The 25,587-nt window shown below is 44.4% G+C and carries 17 protein-coding genes, 2 tRNA genes and 1 pseudogene; 8 read left to right on the forward strand and 12 right to left on the reverse strand.

Features of this window, described 5'->3' with window-relative positions; translation table 11 throughout:
- Positions 1-18: 18 nt before the first annotated feature.
- On the reverse strand, positions 19-1,662 hold the full coding sequence (locus BGI33_RS04040) for a lactate permease LctP family transporter (protein WP_100090050.1): 1,644 nt from the start codon (positions 1,660-1,662) through the stop codon (positions 19-21).
- A gap of 661 nt (positions 1,663-2,323) precedes the next feature.
- Here BGI33_RS04040 and BGI33_RS04045 point away from each other — a divergent pair.
- The 4 genes from BGI33_RS04045 to BGI33_RS04060 all read left to right on the forward strand — a co-directional run bounded on the left by BGI33_RS04045 (position 2,324) and on the right by BGI33_RS04060 (position 7,141).
- On the forward strand, positions 2,324-3,901 hold the full coding sequence (locus BGI33_RS04045) for an inorganic phosphate transporter (protein ID WP_100090051.1): 1,578 nt from the start codon (positions 2,324-2,326) through the stop codon (positions 3,899-3,901).
- Positions 3,902-4,074: 173 nt separating this feature from the next.
- On the forward strand, positions 4,075-5,211 hold the full coding sequence (locus BGI33_RS04050) for a polyamine ABC transporter substrate-binding protein (RefSeq protein WP_100090052.1): 1,137 nt from the start codon (positions 4,075-4,077) through the stop codon (positions 5,209-5,211).
- Positions 5,212-5,717: 506 nt separating this feature from the next.
- Positions 5,718-6,470 carry a 5'/3'-nucleotidase SurE gene (surE, locus tag BGI33_RS04055; RefSeq protein WP_100090109.1) on the forward strand — a complete coding sequence of 251 codons (753 nt, stop codon included), beginning with the start codon at positions 5,718-5,720 and terminating at the stop codon, positions 6,468-6,470.
- Between the two features lie 17 nt (positions 6,471-6,487).
- A complete protein-coding gene (locus BGI33_RS04060) occupies positions 6,488-7,141 on the forward strand; it encodes a protein-L-isoaspartate(D-aspartate) O-methyltransferase (protein WP_306807480.1) in 654 nt (217 codons plus the stop codon).
- 339 nt (positions 7,142-7,480) lie between these two features.
- Here BGI33_RS04060 and BGI33_RS04065 read toward each other — a convergent pair.
- The 3 genes and pseudogenes from BGI33_RS04065 to BGI33_RS04075 all read right to left on the reverse strand — a co-directional run.
- Positions 7,481-7,758, reverse strand: a pseudogene (locus tag BGI33_RS04065) (S24 family peptidase); the annotation flags it as partial.
- A 99-nt stretch (positions 7,759-7,857) separates the two neighbouring features.
- On the reverse strand, positions 7,858-8,493 hold the full coding sequence (locus BGI33_RS04070) for a LysR substrate-binding domain-containing protein (RefSeq protein ID WP_100090053.1): 636 nt from the start codon (positions 8,491-8,493) through the stop codon (positions 7,858-7,860).
- A gap of 87 nt (positions 8,494-8,580) precedes the next feature.
- Positions 8,581-8,745, reverse strand: coding sequence for a LysR family transcriptional regulator (locus BGI33_RS04075; protein WP_180297006.1), 165 nt, complete (start codon positions 8,743-8,745; stop codon positions 8,581-8,583).
- A gap of 255 nt (positions 8,746-9,000) precedes the next feature.
- Here BGI33_RS04075 and BGI33_RS04080 point away from each other — a divergent pair, with 255 nt between their 5' ends.
- Entirely contained in the window at positions 9,001-13,914 is a 4,914-nt protein-coding gene (locus BGI33_RS04080) for a DEAD/DEAH box helicase (protein WP_100090055.1), read from the forward strand.
- Positions 13,915-14,214: 300 nt separating this feature from the next.
- Here the strand turns inward: BGI33_RS04080 and BGI33_RS04085 are convergent, their stop codons facing one another.
- From BGI33_RS04085 to tsaB, 8 genes are all read right to left on the reverse strand, one after another.
- Positions 14,215-15,015 carry an ABC transporter permease gene (locus tag BGI33_RS04085; RefSeq protein ID WP_100090056.1) on the reverse strand — a complete coding sequence of 267 codons (801 nt, stop codon included), beginning with the start codon at positions 15,013-15,015 and terminating at the stop codon, positions 14,215-14,217.
- A gap of 3 nt (positions 15,016-15,018) precedes the next feature.
- Positions 15,019-15,957, reverse strand: coding sequence for an ABC transporter ATP-binding protein (locus BGI33_RS04090; RefSeq protein ID WP_100090057.1), 939 nt, complete (start codon positions 15,955-15,957; stop codon positions 15,019-15,021).
- A 410-nt stretch (positions 15,958-16,367) separates the two neighbouring features.
- Positions 16,368-16,444: transfer RNA gene (locus tag BGI33_RS04095), tRNA-Asp, on the reverse strand.
- Between the two features lie 32 nt (positions 16,445-16,476).
- Positions 16,477-16,552: transfer RNA gene (locus BGI33_RS04100), tRNA-Val, on the reverse strand.
- A 65-nt stretch (positions 16,553-16,617) separates the two neighbouring features.
- A complete protein-coding gene (locus BGI33_RS04105) occupies positions 16,618-18,591 on the reverse strand; it encodes a cation:proton antiporter domain-containing protein (protein ID WP_180297629.1) in 1,974 nt (657 codons plus the stop codon).
- Between the two features lie 100 nt (positions 18,592-18,691).
- Positions 18,692-19,561: a uracil-DNA glycosylase gene (locus BGI33_RS13715; RefSeq protein ID WP_306807414.1), complete on the reverse strand. Its 870-nt coding sequence runs from the start codon at positions 19,559-19,561 to the stop codon at positions 18,692-18,694.
- On the reverse strand, positions 19,555-19,986 hold the full coding sequence (rimI, locus tag BGI33_RS04115) for a ribosomal protein S18-alanine N-acetyltransferase (RefSeq protein WP_100090059.1): 432 nt from the start codon (positions 19,984-19,986) through the stop codon (positions 19,555-19,557). Before rimI ends, BGI33_RS13715 begins: the two co-directional genes overlap by 7 nt.
- Positions 19,983-20,666: a tRNA (adenosine(37)-N6)-threonylcarbamoyltransferase complex dimerization subunit type 1 TsaB gene (gene tsaB / locus BGI33_RS04120; RefSeq protein WP_100090060.1), complete on the reverse strand. Its 684-nt coding sequence runs from the start codon at positions 20,664-20,666 to the stop codon at positions 19,983-19,985. Before tsaB ends, rimI begins: the two co-directional genes overlap by 4 nt.
- Positions 20,667-20,908: 242 nt before the next feature.
- Here tsaB and gluQRS point away from each other — a divergent pair, with 242 nt between their 5' ends.
- The 3 genes from gluQRS to BGI33_RS04135 are packed head-to-tail and all read left to right on the forward strand — an operon-like array spanning position 20,909 to position 25,198.
- Entirely contained in the window at positions 20,909-21,802 is an 894-nt protein-coding gene (gluQRS, locus tag BGI33_RS04125) for a tRNA glutamyl-Q(34) synthetase GluQRS (protein WP_100090111.1), read from the forward strand.
- Between the two features lie 46 nt (positions 21,803-21,848).
- The gene (cydD, locus tag BGI33_RS04130; RefSeq protein WP_100114229.1) at positions 21,849-23,549 is read left to right on the forward strand and encodes a thiol reductant ABC exporter subunit CydD; all 1,701 of its coding nucleotides are present in this window, start codon (positions 21,849-21,851) and stop codon (positions 23,547-23,549) included.
- Positions 23,546-25,198: an amino acid ABC transporter ATP-binding/permease protein gene (locus BGI33_RS04135; RefSeq protein WP_100090062.1), complete on the forward strand. Its 1,653-nt coding sequence runs from the start codon at positions 23,546-23,548 to the stop codon at positions 25,196-25,198. Before cydD ends, BGI33_RS04135 begins: the two co-directional genes overlap by 4 nt.
- The last annotated feature ends 389 nt before the right edge of the window (positions 25,199-25,587 follow it).

The following is a 25,587-nucleotide window of genomic DNA, read 5'->3' on the forward strand; positions in this document are numbered from 1 at the left end:
CTTTTGTGCAATAGACAATTAAAACAAGGTTAGTGTCCATGGAAACAGATAAGTTTGTACAAAGGTAAACAGGCCGGCAATCACACAGAAGAACAGGCTGTGACGCACGGTGAAGCGAAACAGGTCGGATTCTTTGCCAGCCAGTCCCACCGCAGCACAAGCAATAGCAATAGATTGTGGTGAAATCATTTTACCGGTCACCCCGCCAACTGAATTAGCAGCAACGGCAAGTACGGGATCCATGCCTACCTGCATGGCAGTATTGGCTTGCAAAGCGCCAAACAGTGCATTGGCAGAGGTGTCCGAGCCAGTGAGGAAAACACCTACCCAGCCAAGAAATGGTGAGAAAAACGGGAAGGCTTTACCGGTATCGGCCAGCGCTAATGCAAGGGTTGATGACAGACCGGAGTAATTAACTACGTAGGCAAACGCCAGTACCAGCCCAATCGACAGTATCGGATAGCGTAAATCGTATAGTGTATGTTTGAAGGTATCGACAGCCAGACGCGGTTTTATTTTCAGGATTAATATGGAAATGATGGCTGCCAATAAAATGGATGTGCCTACTGCACCTATCAGATTTAGCTTGAATTCGGCGGCGAGGGGGGTATTTTCCGCGATGATAGGTGTGGTTTTAATCACCAGATTATCCAGCATTGGCCAGTGAATTTTGATTAGGCTAAATGAGTTAAACCAGGCTTGTAGAGGTTTGATGGTCCACACGGCAACACAGATAGTCAGAATAATAAAGGGTGACCATGCCAGAGCAATTTGTTTGGTGTTATATTCTTTTGGTTTGCACTGTTTACTCGGCTGCTGCATGCCATTAAATGTAAATATCTGTTCTGGCTGCCATTTTTGCAAAAATAGTGCCAGGCATACCAAGCTTACCAATGCTGAGGTAACATCTGGCAATTCAGGCCCGATAAAATTGGCGGTGATAAATTGCGTAGTGGCGAAAGAAACACCGGAAACCAGCAACGCTGGCCAGGTTTGGCGAATACCGCGCATTCCGTCCATGATAAATATCAGATAGAACGGGATGACAATAGACATCATGGGTAATTGCCGGCCGGCAAGCTGGCCGATATGGAACGGGTCGATGCCGGATACTTGTCCGCCCACTAGAATCGGAATACCCAGTGCACCAAAGGCTACCGGTGCAGTATCGGCAATCAGGCACAAGCCAGCTGCATATAAAGGTTTGAAGCCCAGTCCTACTAGCAAAGCTGCACTAATGGCAACAGGTGCACCAAATCCGGCCGCACCTTCCAGAAAAGAACCAAAGCAAAAGCCAATAAGCAACAGTTGCAGACGCTGGTCTTCGGTGATGGAAAGAATGGAAGCACGAATAACGTCAAACTGGCCACTTTTGACGGTGAGGTTGTAGAGAAAAACGGCGGTAATAATAATCCAGGCAATTGGCCACAAGCCATAGCAAAACCCATACAGGGCGGAAGATAAAGCCAGCGTAAATGGCATTTTGTAAGCAGTAACAGCCACAATAATGGCTAGAATCAGGGTAATGGCACCAGCAATATGGCCTTTCATGCGCAAAACTGTAAGCGCCACAAAGAAAAAGATGATAGGTAACAGGGCAGCCAGCAGGGTGAGATAAATGCTGTTGCCTAATGCGGAGTAACTTTGTACCCATGTGTGCATGTAATTCCTCCTCGATGTATCAGTCTGTTTGCAATAAGTTTGGTGATATGTATGCGGTTGTTGTGTGATAAAGAGTGAGTGTTATTAATTTTAAATACCGAAAGCTTAGGTTGCTATGTAGCTTGTAACTTTAAAAAATAAAAATGTTAACGTCAATGTTTGTGTTTTTAATTTTAATAATTGTAATTATGATTAAGCAGGCTAAATGAAGTTGTTTTAGCTGGATATTTATTTAAATATATAATATAAATATGTAATTTTTATGTTTCTTTTCTCAGTCATCGGAAAAGTGTAAATATTATTATCCAAGACCTGATTTTAATATACATTCATAACGTATTTGTTTATTTATTATAAGCCAGTAATAGCAGAGTTTAACCTCTGTCTGTATACTGAAGTGGCTGGACAATGTGTATGCGGAAATTCAGTGCCGCAGTGTTAATAAAAACTTAGTGTTATGCTGGCACAGATGTGTGGCTTTTTGTAATCAGATTACCAGTGATTGAGAATGGACTAACAAGAAGAATTTCGTTTGATTGGCAATAAATTTGTGTTTGTCACAAAATTGTCATATTGGTCTTTTACAATAAGTCAGGATAGTATCTGGTAATAGGAAAAAACTGTGTCTGCTTCTTCTGCGACTTCGTCGTCTGGGGCAATTATGTCTGCATCCGGGAAAACTGGTAAAGTAAGTAAAATTCTGTTTCTACTGATACTGCTGGGCGGGCTGGCTTATGCTGGTGTTTGTATTTACCGTGATTTGCAGGGCGTGCCCAGTTCTTCGCTACTGGTATACGCATTATTAACAGTAGCGTTGCTGATTGCGCTGGCATTTGAGTTTGTGAATGGCTTTCATGACACAGCCAATGCAGTGGCCAGTGTGATCTATACACACTCACTCAAACCCAATACAGCAGTAATCTGGTCAGGGGCCTTTAATTTTCTCGGTGTGATGCTGTCCACCGGTGCAGTGGCCTATGGGATAATTTCTCTGCTACCGGTGGAATTGATACTGCACATGGGTAGTGATGTTGGCTATGCAATGATTTTTGCTTTGCTTTGCGCTGCTATTATCTGGAATTTGAGCACTTGGTGGCTGGGATTGCCAGCTTCCAGTTCACACACGCTGATTGGTTCAATTATCGGGGTGGGCGTGGCTAATCAGCTGATGTCGGCACATCGGAATACCAGTGGTGTGAGCTGGTGTCAGGTAATTAATGTGGGCGAGTCATTATTATTTTCGCCACTACTCGGCTTTATTCTGGCGGGGTTATTGTTGATTTTATCGAAAAAGCTGTTGCGTATCCCGGCATTATACAAAGCGCCGGAAAACGATACACCGCCACCGTGGCCGATTCGTTTGTTGCTGATTTTTACCTGTACTACAGTGAGCTTTGCTCATGGTTCAAATGACGGACAAAAAGGCATGGGGCTGATTATGCTAATATTGATTGGTACAGTGCCAATGGCATATGCACTCAATCATGCCGTGCCAAAAGAGGAATGGGCGAAGTTTTCAGCCAATTCACTGGCAGCGCAGAAAACCATTGAAGATTTGCTGCCTCCGGGGCTAGTATTGCATACAGATACTGATGCGCGAGCTAAGGTAACGGCTTTGGTGGAAGACAAGCAGGGTACGCCGGAGCAACTGGCTGCACTGGCGCAATTAATACAAATCATTAAGCATGATGTAAGTAAAAGCGCCAGCTTGAGTAATTTACCGCCTGAACAGGTAGGTAATATCCGTAATGATATGTATTTGGTTTCCGAATCTTTAACGTTATTGCAAAAAAATACCTTGCATCGCCAATATAATCTGAACGCAGTCCAGTTGGATAGATTAAATGCATATCACATTTCGATTGATCATGCTACGAAATATATTCCGGCATGGGTAAAGGTACTGGTAGCACTGGCGCTGGGGCTGGGCACACTGGTTGGCTGGAAGCGTATTGTGGTTACCGTAGGCGAAAAAATCGGTAAAACTCATTTGTCTTATGCGCAGGGTGCTTCTGCCGAGCTGGTAACTGCCACACTGATTTTGGCTGCTGACCGTTTTGGTCTGCCAGTGAGCACTACGCATGTGCTGACTTCGGGAATTGCCGGTACCATGAGTGCAAATAAAAGTGGATTGCAGAAATCCACTATTCGAAATCTGGTGATAGCTTGGGTACTTACCTTGCCAGTATCCATTGTGCTGGCCGGAGGATTATTCTGGTTTTTCCGTCTGATTTTTTGAGTGCGAATTGCAGTTTTGTATCCTTACGGGCTGCTACTCTGTAATAATTTGCCAAATGCTCTTGCAAGGTACGGTATTTCACAGTTTAATGTCGGTTTAGTGGTGGCTGTGCTGGTGCACGTCATGGATACTTGCTTCCCCGTTACAACGGGCATACAAATTGGAAATCGTGTATGAAAAAATCACTGGTATTGTCAGCCATCGTAAGTGTGCTGATGACTGCCTGCTCGGATGCCGGTACAACAAATAAAAATGCTGCTTCCAATAACGCAGTCATGAATTCAACTGACCAGCTTAATATCTATAACTGGTCGGATTATGTTGATCCGGATACAGTTAAAGCCTTTGAGAAAGAAAATAAAATTAAGGTTCGTTATGATTATTACGATAGTAACGAAACTCTTGAGGCCAAAATCCTGATTGGCCGTTCCGGCTATGATCTGGTGGTACCATCTATTGCCAATGTCGGCCGTGAAATCAAGGCGGGTGCTTACCAGCCGATAAACAAAAGCCAGCTATCTTATTACAACAACATTGATCCCGATCTGCTGAAAATGATGGATAAGGTAGATCCGGGTAATAAATATGCAGTGCCGTATTTCTGGGGTATGAATACTATCGGGATTAATACCACACTAGTTGAAAAAGCACTGGATGGCAAACTGCCGGATAATTTATGGGATCTGGTATTTAATCCTGAATACACACATAAGCTGAAAAGCTGCGGTATTTCCCTGTTTGACAGCCCTACCGAACTCTATCCACTGGCTTTACATTATCTGGGTAAAGACCCGAACAGCAGTGAGCCGGAGGATATTCGTGCCGCTACCAATCTGATTAAATCCGTGCGCAATGATGTGAAGCGCTTCAGTTCTTCCGGCTATATTGATGATATGGCTCGCGGAGACTTGTGTGTGGCTACTGGTTACGGTGGTGATCTGAATATTGCCAAAAAACGGGCGGAAGATGCCAAAAGTGGCGTGCATTTGCAAGTATTGGCTCCGAAAGAGGGTGTTGGGATTTGGATTGATTCGTTTATGATTCCCAAAGATGCTCAGAATGTAGCCAATGCCTTGAAATACATCAATTACACACTCGATCCCAAGGTAGCGGTAAAAAATGGTAACTATGTTACGTTTGCCCCAGCCAGCAAACCGGCACGGGCACTGATGAACAATGAAATCAGTAACGATCCGAGCATATTCCCTACAAAGGAAGTGCTGGATAAAAGTTTCGTGGTATCGCCCAAATCGCAGGATGCTGTCCGTTTGGCTGTACGTCTGTTTCAGCAGGTAAAAGCTGGGCAGTAATAGTGTGTTATATACTGCTTCTGGCTTTTACTACATAAAATTATTTGCTGTGCCGGTACTAATTTAAGTAGAAAACGAACCGTTCTGGTTCGTTTTTATATTTATGCTGTATACAATAATATAGCTGTACTATATGGGCTGATTTGCTTGTTAGTACTGTTTACAATACTTGATTTGCAGCTCAATACCTGTACCGGATACAGGGATAAGAGGGTAAAAATCGCAGATATAGCTGCTAGAATGAATGCAAACCCTTATAATTAGCAATCGGACAAGATGCTGAGTGTATACAGATTGCTGCAATTGTAGGTACACAAAAATAATATTCAGATAGCAAATAGTGAATCGGCATACTGGCTGTAATAATACCTGTTTTGCACAGGCTGATTTGTGTACTAACTGCTATCCATGATTTCTGGTAAATAAATGGGATTGGCTGGTTACGACAAGATAAATAGGCCTGAAAGTATAAAAGCAGCAGGACAGAAATTTTGAATTGGATGGTTATGAAAATTTTAATTTGCAATGATGACGGCTATTTGTCAGCGGGGATTGCCTTATTGGCTAAGGTTGCAGCACAGTTTGCTGAGGTAAGAGTAGTGGCACCGGAAAGCGATCAGAGTGGAGTGAGTAACTCTTTTACCTTGAATCGCCCCTTGTCTATTAAAAAAGCCTCGAATGGCTTCTATTATGTTAATGGCACACCAACCGACTGTATTCATGTAGCCTTACATACCATGGCTGATTTTAAACCTGATTTAGTTCTGTCTGGTATCAATCATGGTGCCAATATGGGCGATGATGTTTTGTATTCCGGTACCGTAGCCGCTGCTACCGAAGCTTTTTTAATGGGTATTCCTGCTCTGGCATTTTCTATTAACGATCGCAGTGGCCAGTACTGGGCTACAGCCGAAAAAGCAGTGCATACCGTATTAGCTAAGGTGTGTGCGCAGCCAGCAGTGGAAACCGTTTTATGGAATATCAATATTCCTGCAGTCAATGCAGATGCGGTGCAAGGCTATCAGGTAGCAAAACTGGGACGACGACATCATGAACAGTGTATCGTGCCATTTGATAGCCCGCGTGGAGAAACCATGTACTGGATCGGGGGTGTGGGCGCTGCTGATACCAGCTGTCAGGATACCGATTTTAGCGCCAACGAAGCCGGTTTTGTCACCATTACTCCGCTGACACTTGATTTAACCAACTATCAGCAAATGGGTGCAGTAAACACATTTTTGCAAGATATACAGTGGTGATAGCAGTGGGACAGGGCGTGAGCTGGACAGGGTATGAATTTCGGCGTGCACGGATGGTGGAAAGGCTGCGGCAGATGGGTATCACCCGTGCTGAAGTGCTGTCTGCCATGTCTGCCGTACCGCGACATGTGTTTGTTGAAGAAGCACTGCGCTCTCATGCTTATGATGATATGTCTTTGCCGCTAGGTCTGGGGCAGACTATCTCCCAGCCCTATACCGTAGCGGTGATGACACAGTTACTGTTTAGCAACCGACCGATAAGTAATAAGTTGCGTATTCTGGAAATTGGAACGGGTTGTGGTTATCAGACAGCGATTTTGCAAGCGCTGGGTTTAAATGAAATCTATTCAATCGAGCGTCTGCGTCCGCTGCATGAACGTGCCAAACAGAATCTGCGTGCAGTACGCTTACTGGCTCATGCACGGCTGGTGTGTGGTGATGGTTATCTGGGTTTGCCGCAGGAGGCACCTTTTGATGGCATTATTCTCACGGCCGCCCCGAAAGAAGTACCATTGCCTTTATTGCAGCAACTGTCAATAGGTGGTCGCATGGTACTGCCACTGGATGAGGGCGGGGTACAGTTTTTGTGGGTAATCGATAAAACTGCTGAAGGTTTTCAGGAAACCTGTGTACAGCAGACTTTATTTGTGCCACTGATAAATGACAATTGAATATTAATCGCAATCCCAGCGGGCATATATCAAAGTAGCTGCTTAAATCAATGGTGTACCAAACACGGACAGTAAGGACATCAGGTTTTACGTAAATAGCCCAATACACGGAAATTATCAATCTTCCATAATCCATTTTTTAAAATCAATCGATAAGTGGTACGATTGCTCACATTAGAATAGGAATTTTGCTGCAACAATTATTTTTTGAGTCAATAACTACTATACAGTAAAAAATTTGTCTAAATTCTGAGAAAGTAAGCAAACACTTAGACATAAAATTTTTGCTTAGGCTTTTAGTACTAATTTGAAGTTTCCATATTCATTTTTTGCATATTATTAAATGTGTCGGCCAAACCATTCAACCTTGCCGATAATTGATACATCACTTGCAGGTGATGATGTATCAATTTCGAAAGGTACATAGGCTTCATTGGCTGACATTACAAGAAGCCGTCTGCCTGGTAGAGATTGCATACGTTTTACAATTAATCCTCACCGATACGCATAACATAAAGGTCTGAACTGGGCTTATTCTTGGCATGATTGACTAAAATAGTATCACCGTCATTTAGTACACTTTCCATTGAATCGCCCTTAACTGCAATTACGCTTAATAGTAAATAATTAAACTTGAGAATAGAAATACAAAATCATTGATATAAAAAATATATCAATCTATTGTGTCCTTTTTAGGATAGCAGGATACAAAGTTTTTATACGGATACAGAAGCTGTATTGTGAAGCTTAAAGTACCCAATCATCTCATTGATTATGGTGTTTTCCGCCGCCGACTTATGCCAGAGCAGATGCATATTCATAGATAGCTGCCGCACATATTTTGCAGTCGGCCTTTTATACACCACTCCTTGCATCTGTGCCTGCGCTATTGATGCTGGCAGCAACAGCATACCTCTGCCCATAGCTATTACCATCAGCATAGTTAAGAAGTTAGGTAGTTTCTGCTGCAAAGTCAGCGGGGTTGGTAATTGGCTGATTATCTTTTGCAGCCGGTCATACAACGCCGGATTCTGATAAGGTTTGCACCAGTACAGAGGCAAATCCACCACTGTATTCAAATCTACCTTTTCCTGTGCGCAGGCCGGATGATACTCTACTAATGCTAATAGCATTATTTCCTGGTAGGCCAATAAACTATTGGCCTGATGACTATTGTGCTTATAATCAGAAATAATCACCAAATCAATATTGCTTTTATTGAATTCAGCCAGCAGCTTTTTGGAAGAATAGTCTTGCTGCAACAGGTCGATATGTTGCTGGAAGCGGCTGATAAATTCATTGAAAAGCGGAACTAAATTAAACCCCAGAATTTTAGTAATACCAATGGTTATCTATTCGGTAGAGTGATGATTAACATTGCTTATTGCCAGCGATAAATCTTCTAGCCAGTTTCTGGCTTTATCCCGAAACTGTCTGCCCTATGCAGTAAGCACCACATAACGGGTATTGCGCACGAACAGCGTGGTTTGCAGTTTCTCTTCCAGTGCCTTGATTTGCATGGATAGCGGTGGCTGGCTTATCCCCAGCCTGCTGGCAGCCTTGCGAAAATTGCCTTCTTTACACACTGCCAGAAAATATTGCAACTGCTTAATCGTGGGCAGATGCCGGCTGTAAATAGCCGAATTATCCAGCTTATATTCCGGCTCAACCGGTAGTTGATTACATATATTTCCCCTGCTTGATACTTTATACTAATTTAATGGCTAAACAGTATAAACTATTTGGGCTTTATAAATTGTATACATATAGTAGTTTATCGCTTATCTGTTCAGTATTAAAATAACGAATTCAGCATTAAAGTTATTCTTCTTCATAATTAATTCCATAGCATAGAAGCCATGTCTCCACTAAAACAACTATTAGCCACATTTCGCACTAATTCTCAGACCGAAAGAGAAAAAGGGACTTATTTCGAACAATTGATTGTGCAATATCTAAAAAATGAAGCAACCTACAAAGACCTGTATAGTGAAATTTATACCTATGCTCAATGGGCGCGCGAACAGGGTAAGCGAGAAGTGGACACCGGTATCGATCTGATCGCAAGAACTAGAGGCACTAATGAATTGCATGCTATTCAATGCAAATTCTATGATGAAGGCCACTGTATTCAGAAAAAAGACATCGACAGTTTTTTTACTGCTTCTGGCAAATCAGACTTTGCTCACAGGATTATTGTCAGTACCAGCAGTTATTGGAGTAAAAATGCCGAAGATGCATTGAATAACCAACAGATTCCCGTTAGCGTTATCGACCTGCATGATCTGGAAAATAGCCAGATAGACTGGACACAATACCAGCCTGATAGCAGACCGGTGTTAAAAAACAAAAAAGAATTAAGGAATCATCAGAAACGAGCTTTAGCAGCAGTTGAAAAGGGGTTGGCCACTGCCGAACGCGGCAAGCTGATTATGGCCTGTGGCACCGGCAAAACCTTTACCAGCCTCAAAATAGCGGAAAAGCTGGCGGGTAAGGGCAAAAGAGTATTGTTTATGGTGCCAAGTCTGTCATTATTGTCACAGACATTAACTGAATGGACACAACAATCAACCACCCTGCTGCATAGTTTTGCCGTATGTTCAGACAGTACTACTGGCAAGAAAAAAAACAATAATGATGATGAAGTGCAGCTGCTTACCCATGAGCTGCGTTTTCCTGCTACTACTAATGCCCAGCGGCTGGCAGAGGAAATGCGCAAGCGACATGATAATGACCACATGAGCGTTGTGTTTGCTACCTATCATTCCATCGACGTTATTCATAAGGCGCAGCTTGCTGGTTTAGAATCGTTTGATCTGATTATTTGTGATGAAGCACACCGCACCACTGGCGCCACCTTTGGCAATGATGATGAATCCAGTTTTGTCAAAGTACATAACAATAAATACATCGTTGCCAGCAAACGGCTGTATATGACCGCTACACCACGTATCTATGCAAACACTGCCAAAGCCAGTGCCGAAAAGGACAACGTAACGCTGTGCTCCATGGATGATGAACAACTATATGGTAAAGAGTTATTTGTCATTAATTTCTCAGAGGCAGTGCAGCAGGGATTGCTGGTAGACTACAAGGTAATTGTGCTCAGTATCGAAGAAAAGCATGTCAGTCAGCGTTTACAAGAGCTGCTAAGTTCGCCGGATAATGATCTTAAAGTTGATGATGCAGCTAAAATTATTGGTTGCTGGAAAGCATTATCCAAATTCGGCAGCTATCTGGATATGCAGGACGACCCAGAACCGATGCGCAGAGCTGTAGCTTTCTGTAGGGTAATTGAACCAACAGCAAGAGGTAAATCCGGCAATCATAAAGTCAGCTCCAAAACCATAGCAGATAATTTTCAGCATGTAGTAGAAGCCTATCAGTCACAGGAAAAAGATTTAGCCTGTAACCCTGCATTACAGCTCACCTGTGAAGCAGAACATATCGATGGCAGTATGAATGCCAGTGAAAAAGAAGACAAAATAGATTGGTTAAAAGCCGATATTGCTGGTAATCACTGCCGGATTCTCAGCAATGTACGCTGCCTGTCAGAAGGAGTAGATGTGCCGGCACTGGATGCAGTGATGTTTCTTTCCCCACGCAATTCACAGGTAGATGTCGTGCAATCTGTTGGGCGGGTAATGCGCAAGGCCGAAGGTAAAAAGCGTGGTTACGTAATATTACCGGTAGTGATTCCTGCCGGCATGGAACCACATGAAGCGCTGAATGATAACAAAACCTATAAAGTGGTTTGGCAGGTATTGCAGGCATTAAGGGCGCATGATGATACCTTTGAAAGCATGGTAAATAAAATGCAGTTTGATGGTGCTGATAAATCAAAAATGGAAGTTATCGTCATTACCGATAAACTGAGCAAGCGCCAGCGCAAAACGGCCGGCATCAGCAATGAAAATGCAGGTCGCGGCAAACACAGTATTGGTACAGCAGAAACCCCGCCGCAAATTAGCGAGCAATTTGACCTGCACTTTAAAGTAGATGAGCTGGAACGGGCTATTTACGACAAGGTAGTGAAAATATGTGGGCGGCGCGAGTACTGGGAAGACTGGGCAAAAGACATTGGCAAAATAGCCAATACCCATATTAGTCGTATTCAAGGAATTTTAGCCAACTCCGCTAATAGCGAAGAAATTGCCCTGTTTAATGAATTTGCCAATGAATTGCGAGACGACCTCAACGACGCCATCAGCAATGAAGAAATTATTGAGATGCTGGCACAACACCTGATTACCAAACCAGTATTTGATGCATTATTCCAAGATTACAGTTTTACTCAATATAATCCGATGTCGCAGGCAATGCAGAAGATATTGGACAAGTTACAGGAGCACCGGCTGGATAAGGAAGCCGACTCGCTGGAAAAATTTTACCAGAGCGTGCAACGTCGGGCGGCTAATGTACAGACCGCTCAGGGCAAACAAAAAATAGTAGTGGAGCTGTACGATAAATTCTTCCGTAGCGCTTTCCCCAAACTGACCGAACGGCTGGGAATTGTGTATACACCTGTTGAAGTAGTAGATTTTATTATTCATAGCATTAATGACGTGCTGAAAAATGAATTTGGGCAAAGTCTGGCTGACGAAAATGTACATATCCTCGACCCGTTTACCGGCACCGGCACCTTTATTACCCGCTTGTTGCAGAGCGGCTTAATCCCGCTGGATAGGCTACCGGATAAATATCAGAAAGAAATCCATGCCAATGAGCTGGTTTTGCTCGCTTACTATATTGCCGCCATTAATATAGAAGCAACCTATCATGAACTGATAGGAGGTGATTATCAGCCATTTGAAGGCATTTGTTTAACCGATACCTTCCAGATGTATGAAAAGGAAGATTTAATTGACCAGATACTAGTAGACAATAGCGCGCGCAGAAAGAGGCAGCAAGGATTGGATATCAAGGTAATTATGGGCAATCCACCTTATTCAGTCGGGCAGGAAAGTGCCAATGATAATAATGCCAATTTCAAATATCCACATTTGGATTCAAGAATTACGGCAACTTATGCTAATAAATCAACAGCAACCTTAAAAATTTCACTTTATGATTCCTATATTAGGGCTATTCGCTGGGCAAGTGACAGGATTAATGATGCTGGTGTAATAGGATTTGTATCTAATGGTGGTTTCATTGATGGCAATGCCGCTGCTGGATTAAGAAAATGTCTGGCAGAGGAGTTTAGTTCGATTTATATATTTCATTTAAGGGGTAATCAACGAACTTCTGGGGAGCGCTCTCGTAAAGAAGGTGGTAAAATTTTTGGTAGTGGTAGCCGCGCACCTATTGCCATTAGCCTACTAATTAAAAATCCAGGCTCAAAAGAGCATGGAAAGATTTACTTTCATGATATCGGTGATTATCTGACGCGTGAACAAAAGCTTGAAAAAATTGCCGAGCTTGCTAGTATTAATGGCATTACAGCCATTAATGGTTGGCAACAGATTATTCCCGATCAACATAATGATTGGCTCAATCAAAGAGATAATAGTTTTAATAACTACATCAGCTTAGGGAATAAAAAAGATAAGAAAGTAATAGCTGTATTTAATAATTATTCCAATGGTGTTAAAACTAATAGAGATGCATGGGTTTATAATGCTTCCAAACAAAAATTAATTAATAACGTTCAAAAATCGATTAATTTTTATAATGATGAAGTTAATCGATATTTAGCAACGCCAATGAAACCCACTAAAGTGGAAGATTTTATAAGATTAGATTCAAAATTTTTTAGTTGGGATATTGCAAATAAAAGGGATTTAGAAAAAGGAAAGATATATGTTTTGAATCAATTGGATATAACTTATTCGTTATATAGGCCTTTTACAAAAAACTATTTTTATTTTAATAAAATATTAAATAATAGTATTTATCAAATACCAAAAATGTTTCCGAATAAAACAACTGAAAATTTGGTTATTTGTGTAACCGGTAGAGGATCAACCAAAGAGTTTTGTGGATTTATTACCAATTATATTCCTGACCTTGAAATGATTTCAAAAGGTCAATGTTTTCCTCTTTATCTCTATGAAAAAGAAGAAAATATTAAGCAGACTGGTGATTCCACAAAGGATATGTTTACTGATGAAAATGCAGAAAGCGGGGCAGATAAGTATATTCGTAAAGACGGTATCAGTGATGCTGGTTTGGAACACTTTCAGGCAGCTTATCCGCATGAAAATATCAGTAAGGAAGATATTTTCTACTATGTTTATGGTTTACTGCATAGTGAAGAATATAAAGAGCGGTACGCAGATAATCTGATTAAAGAATTGCCACGGATTCCGTGTGTGAAAAGCTATGCTGATTTTACCGCTTTCAGTCAGGCAGGGCGTAATCTGGCAGATTTACATCTGAACTATGAAAGCCAGCCGTTGTATGCGGTAACCTTAGATACTGGTAAAAGGAAGTTAAATGAATTAAGTAACAACGATTTCTACGTGAGCAAAATGAAGTTTGCCAAAAAAGGTGAAAAAGCTACGGTAATTTATAATAATTTTATTACCATCAGGGATATTCCGCTGGAGGCGTATAGCTATATCGTTAATGGCAAATCTGCGCTGGAATGGGTGATGGAAAGGCAAGGCGTGAGTACGCATAAAAATAGCGGTATTGTGAATGATGTTAATGACTGGGCAATGGAGACTATGCATAATGCCAGATATCCGCTGGAATTATTCCAGAGAGTAATTACAGTCAGTCTGGAAACGCTGAAAATAGTCAATAATTTGCCTAAGCTGGATATTTAATTTTGGGTGTTTATGGATAAGAGGCCTGAATTAGCGGGTCTCTTTTTTGTTTAGACAGTTTGATAAATTGTGGTTAAGCAATTTGCATTGAAACCGGAAATATCTTAATCAGTATGATCATTACTGGTTTTTTAGTATTAAATATGCTTGATTGGTGGTATTTTATATTTGCTGGTTTAACTAAAAGTATTCCAGACTGGAAATGATAAGGCCAGATTGGAAAAAGGTGGTTTTGGTGTTAATTATTTTCCAAAAGATTTTTAGAATCTGGCCTGTTATATGGCTTCAGTAAAGTCACTGTTAATTGGCTAATGAGATATCACGCCGTCGGAATACCAGCACAGCTATCAGGAAGAAAATGCACGCATAAACAATATCGGCCAGTAAGGCGATATAGAATTCATTATGAATAGGATTTTCGATTGCATCTTTCATTAAATCAAATAAATAGCTCTTTACATTTAAAGGACATAATTTATATAACCATCCGTCTGTTGGTAGGTCAAGATAAATTAAATTGATTAACGCCCACAGACCAGCAGCAAAGAAATAATACACAATACAGCAACCGGTAACAAAGGCAGGGCTGCTGGTCAGAGAAGAAAGCATTAGTGCAAATGCAGTAAAAAATACTGTAACCCCTAATATGTATAGGCTACATATTTTAGTATATTTTATTATTATACTAAGTTCTGGCAAATGGTGTAGTGTTAGTAACTGTAATAATAAAGTGATGATTACAAATATAATCAGCATCACTGGCATTAATATTGTTATTGCTCCAATTTTTGCCAGTAGTATTTTGTAACGTTGATAAGGACGTGTGAGGATAAATTTAATTGTACCCCTGGATATTTCTGAGCTCAGAATATTGGAAGCATAAATAATAGCGATAAAATTGATAAAATAGTAGCAAATACTTATGCCATAAAAAAATGCCTTGTTACAATCTGCAACGGAAAGTGAGTGCGTTGTCTTCGAAAATATAAAACCTATAGTGCAAAAATAAATGATTAATACGACTAATAATATTAAAGGTATGATAATCGCGCTGCGAACGTTGCGAAGGTATTTACGCCATTCATTAATCAGTAATTTCATTGGTTAACCTCTTTTTTGATTATCGCTGTTAATGGTATTGAGGAATGAGTCTTCCAGAGAGTAGTGTGTTAGTTTTAAGCCGATTAAGGGTATATTGTTTTCAACCAGCAGTTTGGCAATTTCCGCACGTGGGTCGTGATCATTCTGGTTAATTGTGATTTCAAGACTATTGAGCTGGTTGGTAACCTGATATCCTTTTTCTTGTAGTATTTTTTCTGCCACTAATACATTTCCGCCCACTTCTACGTGAACAATATTATTGGATTTACTGAGGAAATCAGTCATTGTACCTGCGTATATTTGTCTGCCATGGTTAACAATAAAGATATCGTTAACAATTTCCTGTAACTCGGCGAGAAGATGGCTGGAAATAATGATGCTATTTCCGTTGCGGACAAAATTTTTCATCAGGTTGCGGAAGTCTTTCATTCCCTCAGGGTCGAGGCCATTCATGGGCTCATCCAGTATTAATACTTTGGGCTGATGGATGGTGGCGTTTGCTACGCCCAATCTTTGCCGCATGCCTAAAGAATAGCCTTTAACTTTTTGCTGCTCAGCCCCTTTGAGGCCGGTAGTGGCTAAGGTTTGCATTATTTCGTTTTTGCTGATTGGCTGGCGGCTCATATCAGCAAATACCTGTAGATTATTAAAACCAGACATATAATTATAAAATTCAGGGTTTTCAATTATGGTACCCAGATTAAGTGCGGCTTGCTCGTAGTCTTGCTGAATATCATGGCCACAGATTTTAATCTCTCCTGAAGTGGGAAACATTAAACCTGTGAGCATTTTCAGCATGGTGGTTTTGCCGGCACCATTGGGGCCGATGAAACCCATAATTCGGCCAGGTGCAATTTTGAATGAAATGTTATCCAAAATTTGCCGGCCTTTGATCTTTTTGGAAACATTTTTTACTTCAATCAGATAATCGGTATTTCCCACGATAAACCTTTCTCATTTTGTGGTTTGATGTAAATCGTTCAGTTGTTGTGTGATTGAATGCATGCCTACCTCTGAATAGAAAAAAAGGAAGTATGTTTTTTCTATTAATAATACGATGAATAATAGTATATTAAACAAAATTTAACAATTATGCAGCATAATCTTGTGTTTGGGGTGATGATGGTATTGGTTAGTTCAGGTTGAGCATTTTGAATAGATAATTCTATTATGATAGGTATGTATATTATCTGTGTAACTGTGCTGTAGCTGAATAGGGAAGATACATATTTAAGATGGCTGGTTTTATTGATGGTAGGTTTGAACGCTTTAACTGCAAGGCCAATTTGAAATACTTGATTTGAGATGATAATAAAAAAAGCACAGCAGAAGCTGTGCTTTTTTTATTTTTTTGGCGCGGCGGACGGGGCTCGAACCCGCGACCCCCGGCGTGACAGGCCGGTACTCTAACCAACTGAGCTACCACCGCGCATATTTTATGCTATGCATAAAATAGAAAACTGGTGGGTGATGACGGAGTCGAACCGCCGACATTCTGCTTGTAAGGCAGACGCTCTACCAACTGAGCTAATCACCCGTGCTTGGGAAAGTCCGTATTAAACCAGATATGTTTCCTTATGGCAAGTGCTGATTGTGAAAAAATTAGCTTGTTCCTTGTAGTGACCAGTTTTCAAAGAGAATTACTTTGTCTCTGAGGCCGAGTACTACCAGGGTGTCTGAGGCTTTGAAGCGGAAGTCTGGATTAAACTCGCGTAGCTGGTGAGCATTGCGACGCACGGAAAGCAGTTTTATATTCAGTTTGTCTAGTGGCAAGTCGTTGATGCTTTTACCTACTAGAAAGGCATCCGGTGGCAGGGTGAAAGCCTGACGGAAGTAATGAATACTTTCATCGGAAATTTCGTCATCACTGCCTGCGAACAAGCCTTCTAGTGCCTGATAGCGGTCTTGGCGGATACGCTGCATGATTTGATAAACTTCATCGAATGGTTTACCTGAGCTTAATAGTGCTTGGCTGGCTAGCGTAAGGCTGGATTCTTTTTCATCAGAAACGATGTCATCGGCGCCTATATTGGTGAGGACGGGGATGTTGTCGTCGCTGGTGACGCGCACGATTACGGGCATGGTGGGGGCAACTAGCATGATGTTGCTGAGGATATGTTTGGCCTCGGTCATGTTGTTGATGGTGATGAGTACGGTATTAGCACGTTTTAATCCGGCTGCTTGTAATACTTCCTGCCTTTTGGCGTCTCCGAAGGTAACCGGTTCACCGGCTGCCTTGGCGGTAGCCACGCGCTCGGCATCCAGATCGATGGCGTAGTAGGGGGTATCTTCCTGTTGCAAGACGCGGGCGATACTCTGGCCACAGCGACCAAAGCCGATGATGAGGATATGGTCGGATTTGTTCATGGTGTCAACCAGTATGCTCTGCAAGTCAACTGCCTGTTCATCCCAGCTGCGTTTAACTAATAGTTTGGCGATTATGTCGGCACTTTTCATGATAAAGGGCGCCAATATCATGGAAAGCAGGACGGCTGCAATGGCTGCCTGTTGCAATTCGAGTGAGATGAGTTTGAGAGCACCGCTGATGGCTAGTATGACGAAGCCGAATTCACCGCCCTGCGCTAGATACAGTGCAGTTTTGAGGCTGTCGCCGGTATTTTCTTTCATATAGCGGCTAATGCCATACAGTACCAGTGCTTTGAGGATGACAAGTAGTGCACATAGTGCCAGTATCAATAACCAACTTGACTGCAATACCTGTATGTTGAGTTTCATGCCGATGGTAATGAAGAAAAAGCCGAGCAGGATGTCGCGGAAAGGGCGGATGTCGTCTTCTACCTGATAGCGGTATTCTGTTTCTGAAATGAGCATACCAGCCACGAATGCGCCCAGTGCCAGCGACAGGCCGGCCAGCTGGGTGAGATAGGCAACGCCCAGTGTAACCAGCAATACGTTTATCATGAATAGTTCGCTAGATTTGGTACGTGCAATCAGGCGAAACCATATCGGCATGATTTTGCTGCCGACTACCAGCAGCAGGCCAAGTGCCACTGCCATGGTGAGCAGGGCTTTGCCCATTTGTAGTATCAGGCCGTCACTGCTATGTGCCAGTGCGGGAAACAGGATCATCAACGGTACGACGGCGATGTCTTGCATCAGCAATACGCCCATAATCATGTGGCCGTAGTGTTGCCCCAGTTCGTTTTTCTCTACCATGATGCGGCTGACGATGGCGGTAGACGACATAGTCATGGCGGCGGCAAGGGTAAATGCCCAGGTGAGCTGGATGCCCATGATGCCAAGTATGATAAAGAGGGCAGTCAGGGTAAGTGCAACCTGTAATCCACCCAGTCCGAGCACCAGCCGGCGCATGGCTTTAAGTTTGCCAATGGAAAACTCCAGCCCGATGCTGAACATGAGGAAGGTAATGCCGATTTCGCCGATAAATTCGGTGGCATGATTCTGGTTGATTAAATGCAGCCAGCCTGGGCCGGCAATAAAGCCAACCACAAGGTAGCCGAGCATGGCGGGAATGTGCAGACGTCGGCAGATGATGGCGGCCAAAACGGCCACCAATAGGATCATCACGACAGGACCAAGAGAAATATGCATAATATGTTGATTTTATTTATTTAAAATTTTATTATCATATTTTAACATAGATATTTTGGCTTGTGCGTACTTATCCTTAGTAAGACTGCTTTTTTGAGACAGATTATTGTAAATAATTACGCAATTGTTTCAATGCCGCCCATGCTGTGGCCTTTAAGTGGCTTTGCCGCAATAATCGTGCCGGATGAGGTGATATGACATATGGGACGTTATGCAGATTCTGCGCCAGTGTATTCTGGTCGAGCTGACTGAATATTTGACCAAGTAGCAGGATAGCCTGTGGCCTGATGTGCTCGATTTGTGCACTCAGGTAGGGCAAACATGCGTGAAGATGTTCGGCGGTGATGCGCAGGCTGATGTTGGGCGCACACTTTACCTGACTGGTATAGAAAACTTCTTCGGTACTGATATTGATGGCGGCCAGCATGTTGTTGAGCAGTTTGCCGACTTCACCGCTGAAAAGTTGCTGGCTGCTGTCGTCTGGTGGTGCCGGATTGGAGCTGACTACCAGCAGGCGTGCGTTGACTGCACCGTAGCCGGGCAGAGGGGTGCAGCGTTCCTGATGCAGGTTGCAGCGGGTGCAGGTTATCAGTGTGGTAGGTATGGCCTCAAAGCTGATATTTAATTCGCCTGCTATGGATTTGTGGCTGCTGGTATTGATGCTGGTGTCTACTGCTGTTTGTACTTCTGGTAGGTTTGTAGAAGGGCGCTGGCCGATAATTTGTTGTAAGGCAGCGCGGTGACGGTTGGTTGGCTGCGGGAAAGATTTGTGTGCTGGCGCGGTCTTGACAGCAGCTATGGATTGCTGCTTGCCAGTTCTGGCGGGTGCAGGCTGGCGAGTGGGTGCAGTGCTGTTGTCTACTGTGGTATTTTTTTCGGCTGAATCTGGAATGATTAGATGAGCAGCCTGTGATAACCACATGGGGCCCAAGCCCATTGCTTCGTGTAAGTAGAGGTAGCGGCTGTCTAGCATAGTTTTTCCATTAGCACGGCATCGTCGCCATTTTGATAATAGTTTCTGCGCAGGCCGCAACGTTTGAAACCATTGTGTTCATACAACTGTAATGCGCCGCAATTATTGGCACGGACTTCGAGCAGTATACGGCTGATGTGTTGCTGTTGTGCCCACTGAAATAAATGTTCAAGTAATTGTTGTGCATACCCTTGTCGTCTGTGTACCGGATGGGTATTGAGCAGATGGATTTCTACCTCGTCCGGTAGTTTTTGCCAGACCAGCATGGCGACCACTCCGTGTTCGGGCAAGTCGATTATCCATACGGGCTGTGGTGCATTGATGCTGCTGGTGAGTTGCGCTGCTGACCATGGCGAGGGGTTGCACTGTTGTTCCATGGCATGCAAAGCGGGGATGTCGGCAAGGGTAGCGGCACGGATATTCATGCTGTCTGACCCGCAGCACGTCTGGCTGCCTGCTCGGCAGCGGTTAGCGCAATTTTGTTGCGTACGTAATGCAAACTGGCATGAGCAGCATTGGTAGGAATATAACGGCCGGATAAGGCCAGTTGGGCATATTCCTGTGCGCCAGGCATAAGATTCTGTCCTGAAACTGGTAAGATGATATCCAGAGCGTAGGCGTTGCCAATGCCGATAGCAGTATGCTGGTCGGCCGGAAGCTGGATGCTGCTGGCAGAACCGACCAGATAATCGCTCAAACGTTTATGATTTTGGGTGTCGTACCAGGCAAAGAACAGTTCGTTCATGCGTGCATCGGTTGCGGCCAGTACACATGGTTGGCTGGGTGCCAGCGCAGCGACGGCATCCAGACAGGGAATGCCAATCAGAGGCAGGTTGTTTGGCAGTGCCAGACCGGTAGCCACGCCCAACCCGATACGTAATCCGGTAAAGGCGCCCGGCCCTTGTGCGTATACTATGGCATCTAGCTGCGCCAGTGTCAGGCTGGCTGTGTCTAGCAATTGTTGGATACGCGGTAATATCAGTTCGGACTGTTTTGCGCCCACTGCTTCGTAAATGCTGTGGGTATATCCATTTTGATGGATTCCTAATGACAGATAGTTGGTGCTTGTATCGATAATAAGCAGGCGCGATTCGGAGCTAATCATGGTGTGCCAATATGTTTAGATAGGTTTAATTATACCTTTTTATGGTTCCTCTTTTTTAGTCTGGTACTGGTTTAATAGCAAAGGTGAAAATGATAGATGCTGATTTGAGGTAAATTTTTGATAAGTAATTTTTATTGTTAAGGTAGTCGCTGATGGTACATGTCAGTTTGTACTTTTGCGGGGGTAATGTTAAGTTATTTGTTGTGCTGGCTGTATAAGAATGGATGTTGTCTGTGGCTGAGTTGTATGTAGGGCGTTTTGCTCCCAGTCCTACGGGTTTATTGCATATTGGTTCGCTGTTAACAGCGGTAGCTTCGTATTTGGATGCGCGCAGCCAGCATGGCCGTTGGCTAGTGCGTATGGAAGATTTGGATCCGCCACGGGAAATGCCCGGTGCGTCCACCGCCATTCTGGCCACGCTGGAAGCTTTTGCCCTGCATTGGGATGGTGAAGTGGTGTATCAGAGTAAACGTCATCATTTGTATGAGGCGGCTCTAGCACAGTTGCGTGCACATGAGCTGGTCTATCCGTGTTATTGCAGCCGTAAAATAGTGCAGGCTGAAGCACAGGGTATGGGTGTGGATGGTGTTATTTACAGTGGGCGTTGTGCCTCACTGGGAGCAGATACACATTTGTGTACTAATAAGATACCGGCTTGGCGCTTGCGGGTTGGGGCAAAGTTAATCAGTTTTCAGGACGCGATACAGGGCTGGCAGCAGCAGTATCTGGCCGGTGATGTGGGTGATTTTGTGTTGTTACGGGCTGATGGTTTTTGGGCTTATCAGTTGGCTGTGGTGGTGGATGATGCTGCGCAAGGTGTTAATCATGTGGTGCGCGGGCAGGATTTACTGGTGTCTACACCGCGTCAGATTTATTTACAGCAGTTACTGGGTTTGCCTCAGCCCAACTATGCCCATTTGCCACTGTTAACCAATGCGCTGGGACAGAAATGGTCGAAACAGACGCAGGCGCCAGCATTAGATCTGCGCAAACGCGAGGCCTTATTGCGGCAGGTTCTGGTTTATCTGGGGCTACCGCAGGCTCCGCAAGTGGATAGTCTGGCTGATTTGCTTGGCTGGGCAGTGCAGCACTGGCAGCTTGGGCGCGTTTCACCGCAGGCGATTGTGACTGCATAGTTTTGGACAAAATGTTTTGAAGGTTTTATGTAAGGGGGCAAACAGATTGGCTAGACAGAATTTATACCCATCCACGCCACGGTTTTATCTGCGTTTATGGCAAAAGCAGCAACGTCGTTCGTTTCGGCTGGCATGGGTTCTGATGATTACAGTGGCGATACTGATTATTGTGCAAAGTGCACTTTTGGCCAATCTGTTTGCTTTGTGGCTCAATGGTGAGCAGGTGGCTGCGGCATTACGGCAGTTTTTACCCTATCTGCTTGCTTGTTGGTTGTTGCGGCCGTTGTTGAATTATGTCCGGGAGCGGCTGCTGTTGCGCGCCAGTGTAGCAATACGGTTGCAGTTGCGCAGCCAATTATTAAAAGCACTGGCTTTTCTGGGGCCGGAACGCAGCCAGTATGGTAGTGATGGTGCACTGTCAACGCTGGTGTTGGAACAGGTGGATGCTCTGGATGGCTATTTCAGCCGTTATGTGCTGCAACAGCAGCTGGCGGCATTGATGCCGTTATTGATTGCTGCGGCAACATGTTTTTATAGTCCGTTTGCTGCTGCTCTGTTGCTGCTGACTGCGCCGCTGGTGCCGGTTTTCATGATTTTGCTGGGGCAGGCTGCGGCACGTAAAAACCGGGCGCAGTTGTCTGCTCTGGCAGCTTTAAGCGGGCGTTTTCTGGATTTGTTACGCGGTTTGCCGACATTACGCCGTTTAGGGGCGCAGCGACAGGCTCAGCAGGCCATTGATTCGGCTGCCGAGTCTTATCGGGTGCGCACTATGACGGTGTTACGTCTGGCTTTTCTGTCTACTGCGGTGCTGGAATTGTTTGCAGCGCTGGCGATTGCGCTGGTGGCGGTTTATCTGGGGCTAGGGCTGCTGGGGGTGTTGCCGTGGGCCAATGGTCAGATACCGGTACCTTATCAGGGCGCACTGTTTATTCTATTGCTTGCACCGGAATTTTATGCTCCGCTGCGCCAGCTTGGGGCAGATTATCATGATAAGGCCAAAGCTGAGGCGGCGGCAGAAGCATTAATTCCGTTGTGTGAGGTGGCAAATAATGTGGCTGCCGTTTCTGCTGAGGTGGATTTTGTGTTACAGACTCCACCGTGCTTGCGGGCAGAATGTTTAGTGGTGTATGGACGGGATAAGCGTATTCGTGTGCCACAATTCAGTTTCAGTGTACAAGCTGGCGAACGTGTTCTGCTTAGCGGAGCAAGTGGCAGTGGTAAGTCCAGTCTGTTGCAGGCTTTGCTGGGGTTTGCGCCTTACTCGGGTACTTTGTGGATTAATCAGCATAATTATGCTGATCTGAATTTGCCGCTGTTGCGGCAGTCAGTAGCTTATCTGGCACAAACGCCGCCGATTCTGCCGTTATCGATTGCGGAAAATCTGCGTCTGGCCTGTGCTGCTGCTACTGATGAGCAGTTGCAGCAGGTGTTGCAGCAGGTAGGGCTGTGGGAACTGGTACAGCGTTTACCCAAACAGATGTCCACGTTACTGGGGGAGCGCGGCCGGGGCTTGTCTGGGGGGCAATTACAGCGGTTGGCACTGGCACAAATGCTGTTGCGCAATGCGCCATTGTGGCTGCTGGACGAACCAACGGCTCATCTGGATGCACAGACTGCGGCAGATATTATGCAGTTGCTGGCGCGCTTGAGTATCGGCAAAACGGTGTTGCTGGTGAGTCATGATGTTAGTTATGCGAGGTGGGTAGATCGAGAGATTGTGTTGTCTGGCCAGCAGGAGCAATTATGATGAAGAGTTACCATTTGTTGTGGGCGGGTCAGCAGTTAAAATTATCGAATCTTTTATTGAGCCGCAAGGGCGCCTGGATACTGGCGTGGGTGTTAGGGCAGGCAACGGCTATTGCCAGTATTGCTTTGCTGGCTTTATCCGGCTGGTTTATTACTGCTGCCGGACTGGCCGGGCTGCTGAGTCTGGCTACAGCCTATACATTTAATTATTTTACGCCGGCAGGGATTATCCGTTTGCTGGCCATTGTGCGTACTGCCGGCCGCTATGGGGAGCGTCTGGGGTCGCATGATGCGGTACTGGGTTTGCTGGCTGATTTGCGCAGTGGCCTGTTTGCCCGTCTGGCAGCAGGTAAGCAGCAATCGGCATCTGTTCGCCAGATGCATCGTTTGCTCAGTGATATTGAACTTCTTAATAACTGGCCGCTGAATGTGGTACTGCCATGGTTATGGGCACTAATTGTGCTGCTGTGCATTCTTGACCTGACCGCGATTGTAGCCAATGGGTTGCTGGCATTGTATCTGGGCGTTCCCTTATTACTGGCCACAGTCGTTATTCCCGCCGTGGCCGCTTGGTGCGGACAAAACTGGGGCAGGCAGCAGGCTGCACAGGCTGAGCAGCGACGTGCAGCTTTGCTGCAACCACTGGAAGTGTTAACCGCACTGTTGCAGTGGCAGCAATGGCCGCGTTTTGCTACTGCTTTTTTTGCTGAAGACGGGATTTATGTCAGTGGCCAGTTACGCCAGCAGCGGCTGGCAGGTAAGGTAGTGCTGTTACAGCAAGTATGTCTGGCTGTAGCGGCGGCAATTCTGTTGTGGCAGGGAAGTGTGCAGTTAGGTCATGGCGGCTTATCAGTAGCGATGTTATTGGCTTTGTTGCTGGCTGTGTTTGGGTTTGCGGAACTGGTACTGCTATTGGGTATGAATATGATGACATATGGCTTGTGTCGAGCAGCCTGTGCGCGTCTGAATGCTCTTGTGCCAGCTCAGGTATTACCGGAATTTGCCAAACCAGCCTTGCCGGTAGTACTACATTTGCAGGCGCGGGGAATATGCGCGCGCTGGCCAGGTGCGTTGAATGGTGCCGAAAATATCAGTTTTGAGGTGATTAATGGCGATATTCTGCTGTTACAGGGAGCATCGGGTGCGGGGAAATCAACGCTATTGGCGGTTTTGGCAGATGAGCTGCAACCTGAAAGTGGTGAGCTGTACTGCAATCAGCAGCCATTTGCGGCTTGGCAATGGCAGGGACAGGTAGCCTACCTGGCGCAGCAGCTTGATATATTTGATTTAACTTTGGCTGAAAATCTGCGTTTGGGTAAGGCTGAGGCCACTGAGGATGAGTTATGGGCGGTATTAGCCAGTGTCGGGCTGGCAGCATGGGCTGAAAATCAGCCTGAAAAGCTGGATACGCCCTTGGGTGAATATGGTGCGGCGGTGTCTGGCGGGCAGGCACGGCGGATTGCACTGGCGCGTCTGTTGTTGCGGCCTTATGCGCTGATGATTCTGGATGAACCTTTTGCCGGTATTGATGAAGAGACTCAAACGGCGCTGGCTGCAATGCTGAGGCGACATCAGCAGCATGGGATTCTGATTGTGGCCAGCCATCAGGTGAATCCATGGCCGGATGCGCAGGTGTTGGATGTGGGTTGAAGTTAACCCTGATAAACTGTTTAGCTGATTTAATTTTTCTGACAGCCACATTGTGGCTGTTTTTTTTTGAAAAAGAGAGTGTAGTTTGATTTAAATCAAGTTAATTATGTATGGATAAATATTAAGAAACTCGTTGTTTTATAATTTATACTTATATGTATGTGGTATTTGTATTGTTAATGTAAAAAATTAGTTATCTATAGGCAATAGGTGTTGTGTTTATTTTGATTTTTGCTTTTTTGCTGTAAGCTTGAATATAGATTTGTATGAGGAAATTTTTATTCCAAGTTTAATCTTCCCGATTTAGATAGAGCATTTTGTTATATTAAACTAGGATGATTTGGTAATTGCCACTGCAAGTGTAATAACTGAATAAAAGTTTTTAATAT

Origin of the sequence: Snodgrassella alvi (assembly GCF_002777425.1) — a bacterium.
Taxonomy (GTDB): Bacteria; Pseudomonadota; Gammaproteobacteria; order Burkholderiales; family Neisseriaceae; genus Snodgrassella; species Snodgrassella alvi_B.

Excerpts from the sequence above, each read along its gene's own strand:
- tsaB (WP_100090060.1), bottom strand. The coding sequence starts at position 20,666 with ATGATTAGCTCCGAATCGCGCCTGCTTATTATCGATACAAGCACCAAC.
- rimI (WP_100090059.1), bottom strand. The coding sequence starts at position 19,986 with ATGAATATCCGTGCCGCTACCCTTGCCGACATCCCCGCTTTGCATGCC.
- BGI33_RS04135 (WP_100090062.1), top strand. The coding sequence starts at position 23,546 with ATGATGAAGAGTTACCATTTGTTGTGGGCGGGTCAGCAGTTAAAATTA.
- BGI33_RS13715 (WP_306807414.1), bottom strand. The coding sequence starts at position 19,561 with ATGCTAGACAGCCGCTACCTCTACTTACACGAAGCAATGGGCTTGGGC.
- surE (WP_100090109.1), top strand. The coding sequence starts at position 5,718 with ATGAAAATTTTAATTTGCAATGATGACGGCTATTTGTCAGCGGGGATT.
- BGI33_RS04085 (WP_100090056.1), bottom strand. The coding sequence starts at position 15,015 with ATGAAATTACTGATTAATGAATGGCGTAAATACCTTCGCAACGTTCGC.
- BGI33_RS04040 (WP_100090050.1), bottom strand. The coding sequence starts at position 1,662 with ATGCACACATGGGTACAAAGTTACTCCGCATTAGGCAACAGCATTTAT.
- BGI33_RS04080 (WP_100090055.1), top strand. The coding sequence starts at position 9,001 with ATGTCTCCACTAAAACAACTATTAGCCACATTTCGCACTAATTCTCAG.
- BGI33_RS04045 (WP_100090051.1), top strand. The coding sequence starts at position 2,324 with ATGTCTGCATCCGGGAAAACTGGTAAAGTAAGTAAAATTCTGTTTCTA.
- BGI33_RS04050 (WP_100090052.1), top strand. The coding sequence starts at position 4,075 with ATGAAAAAATCACTGGTATTGTCAGCCATCGTAAGTGTGCTGATGACT.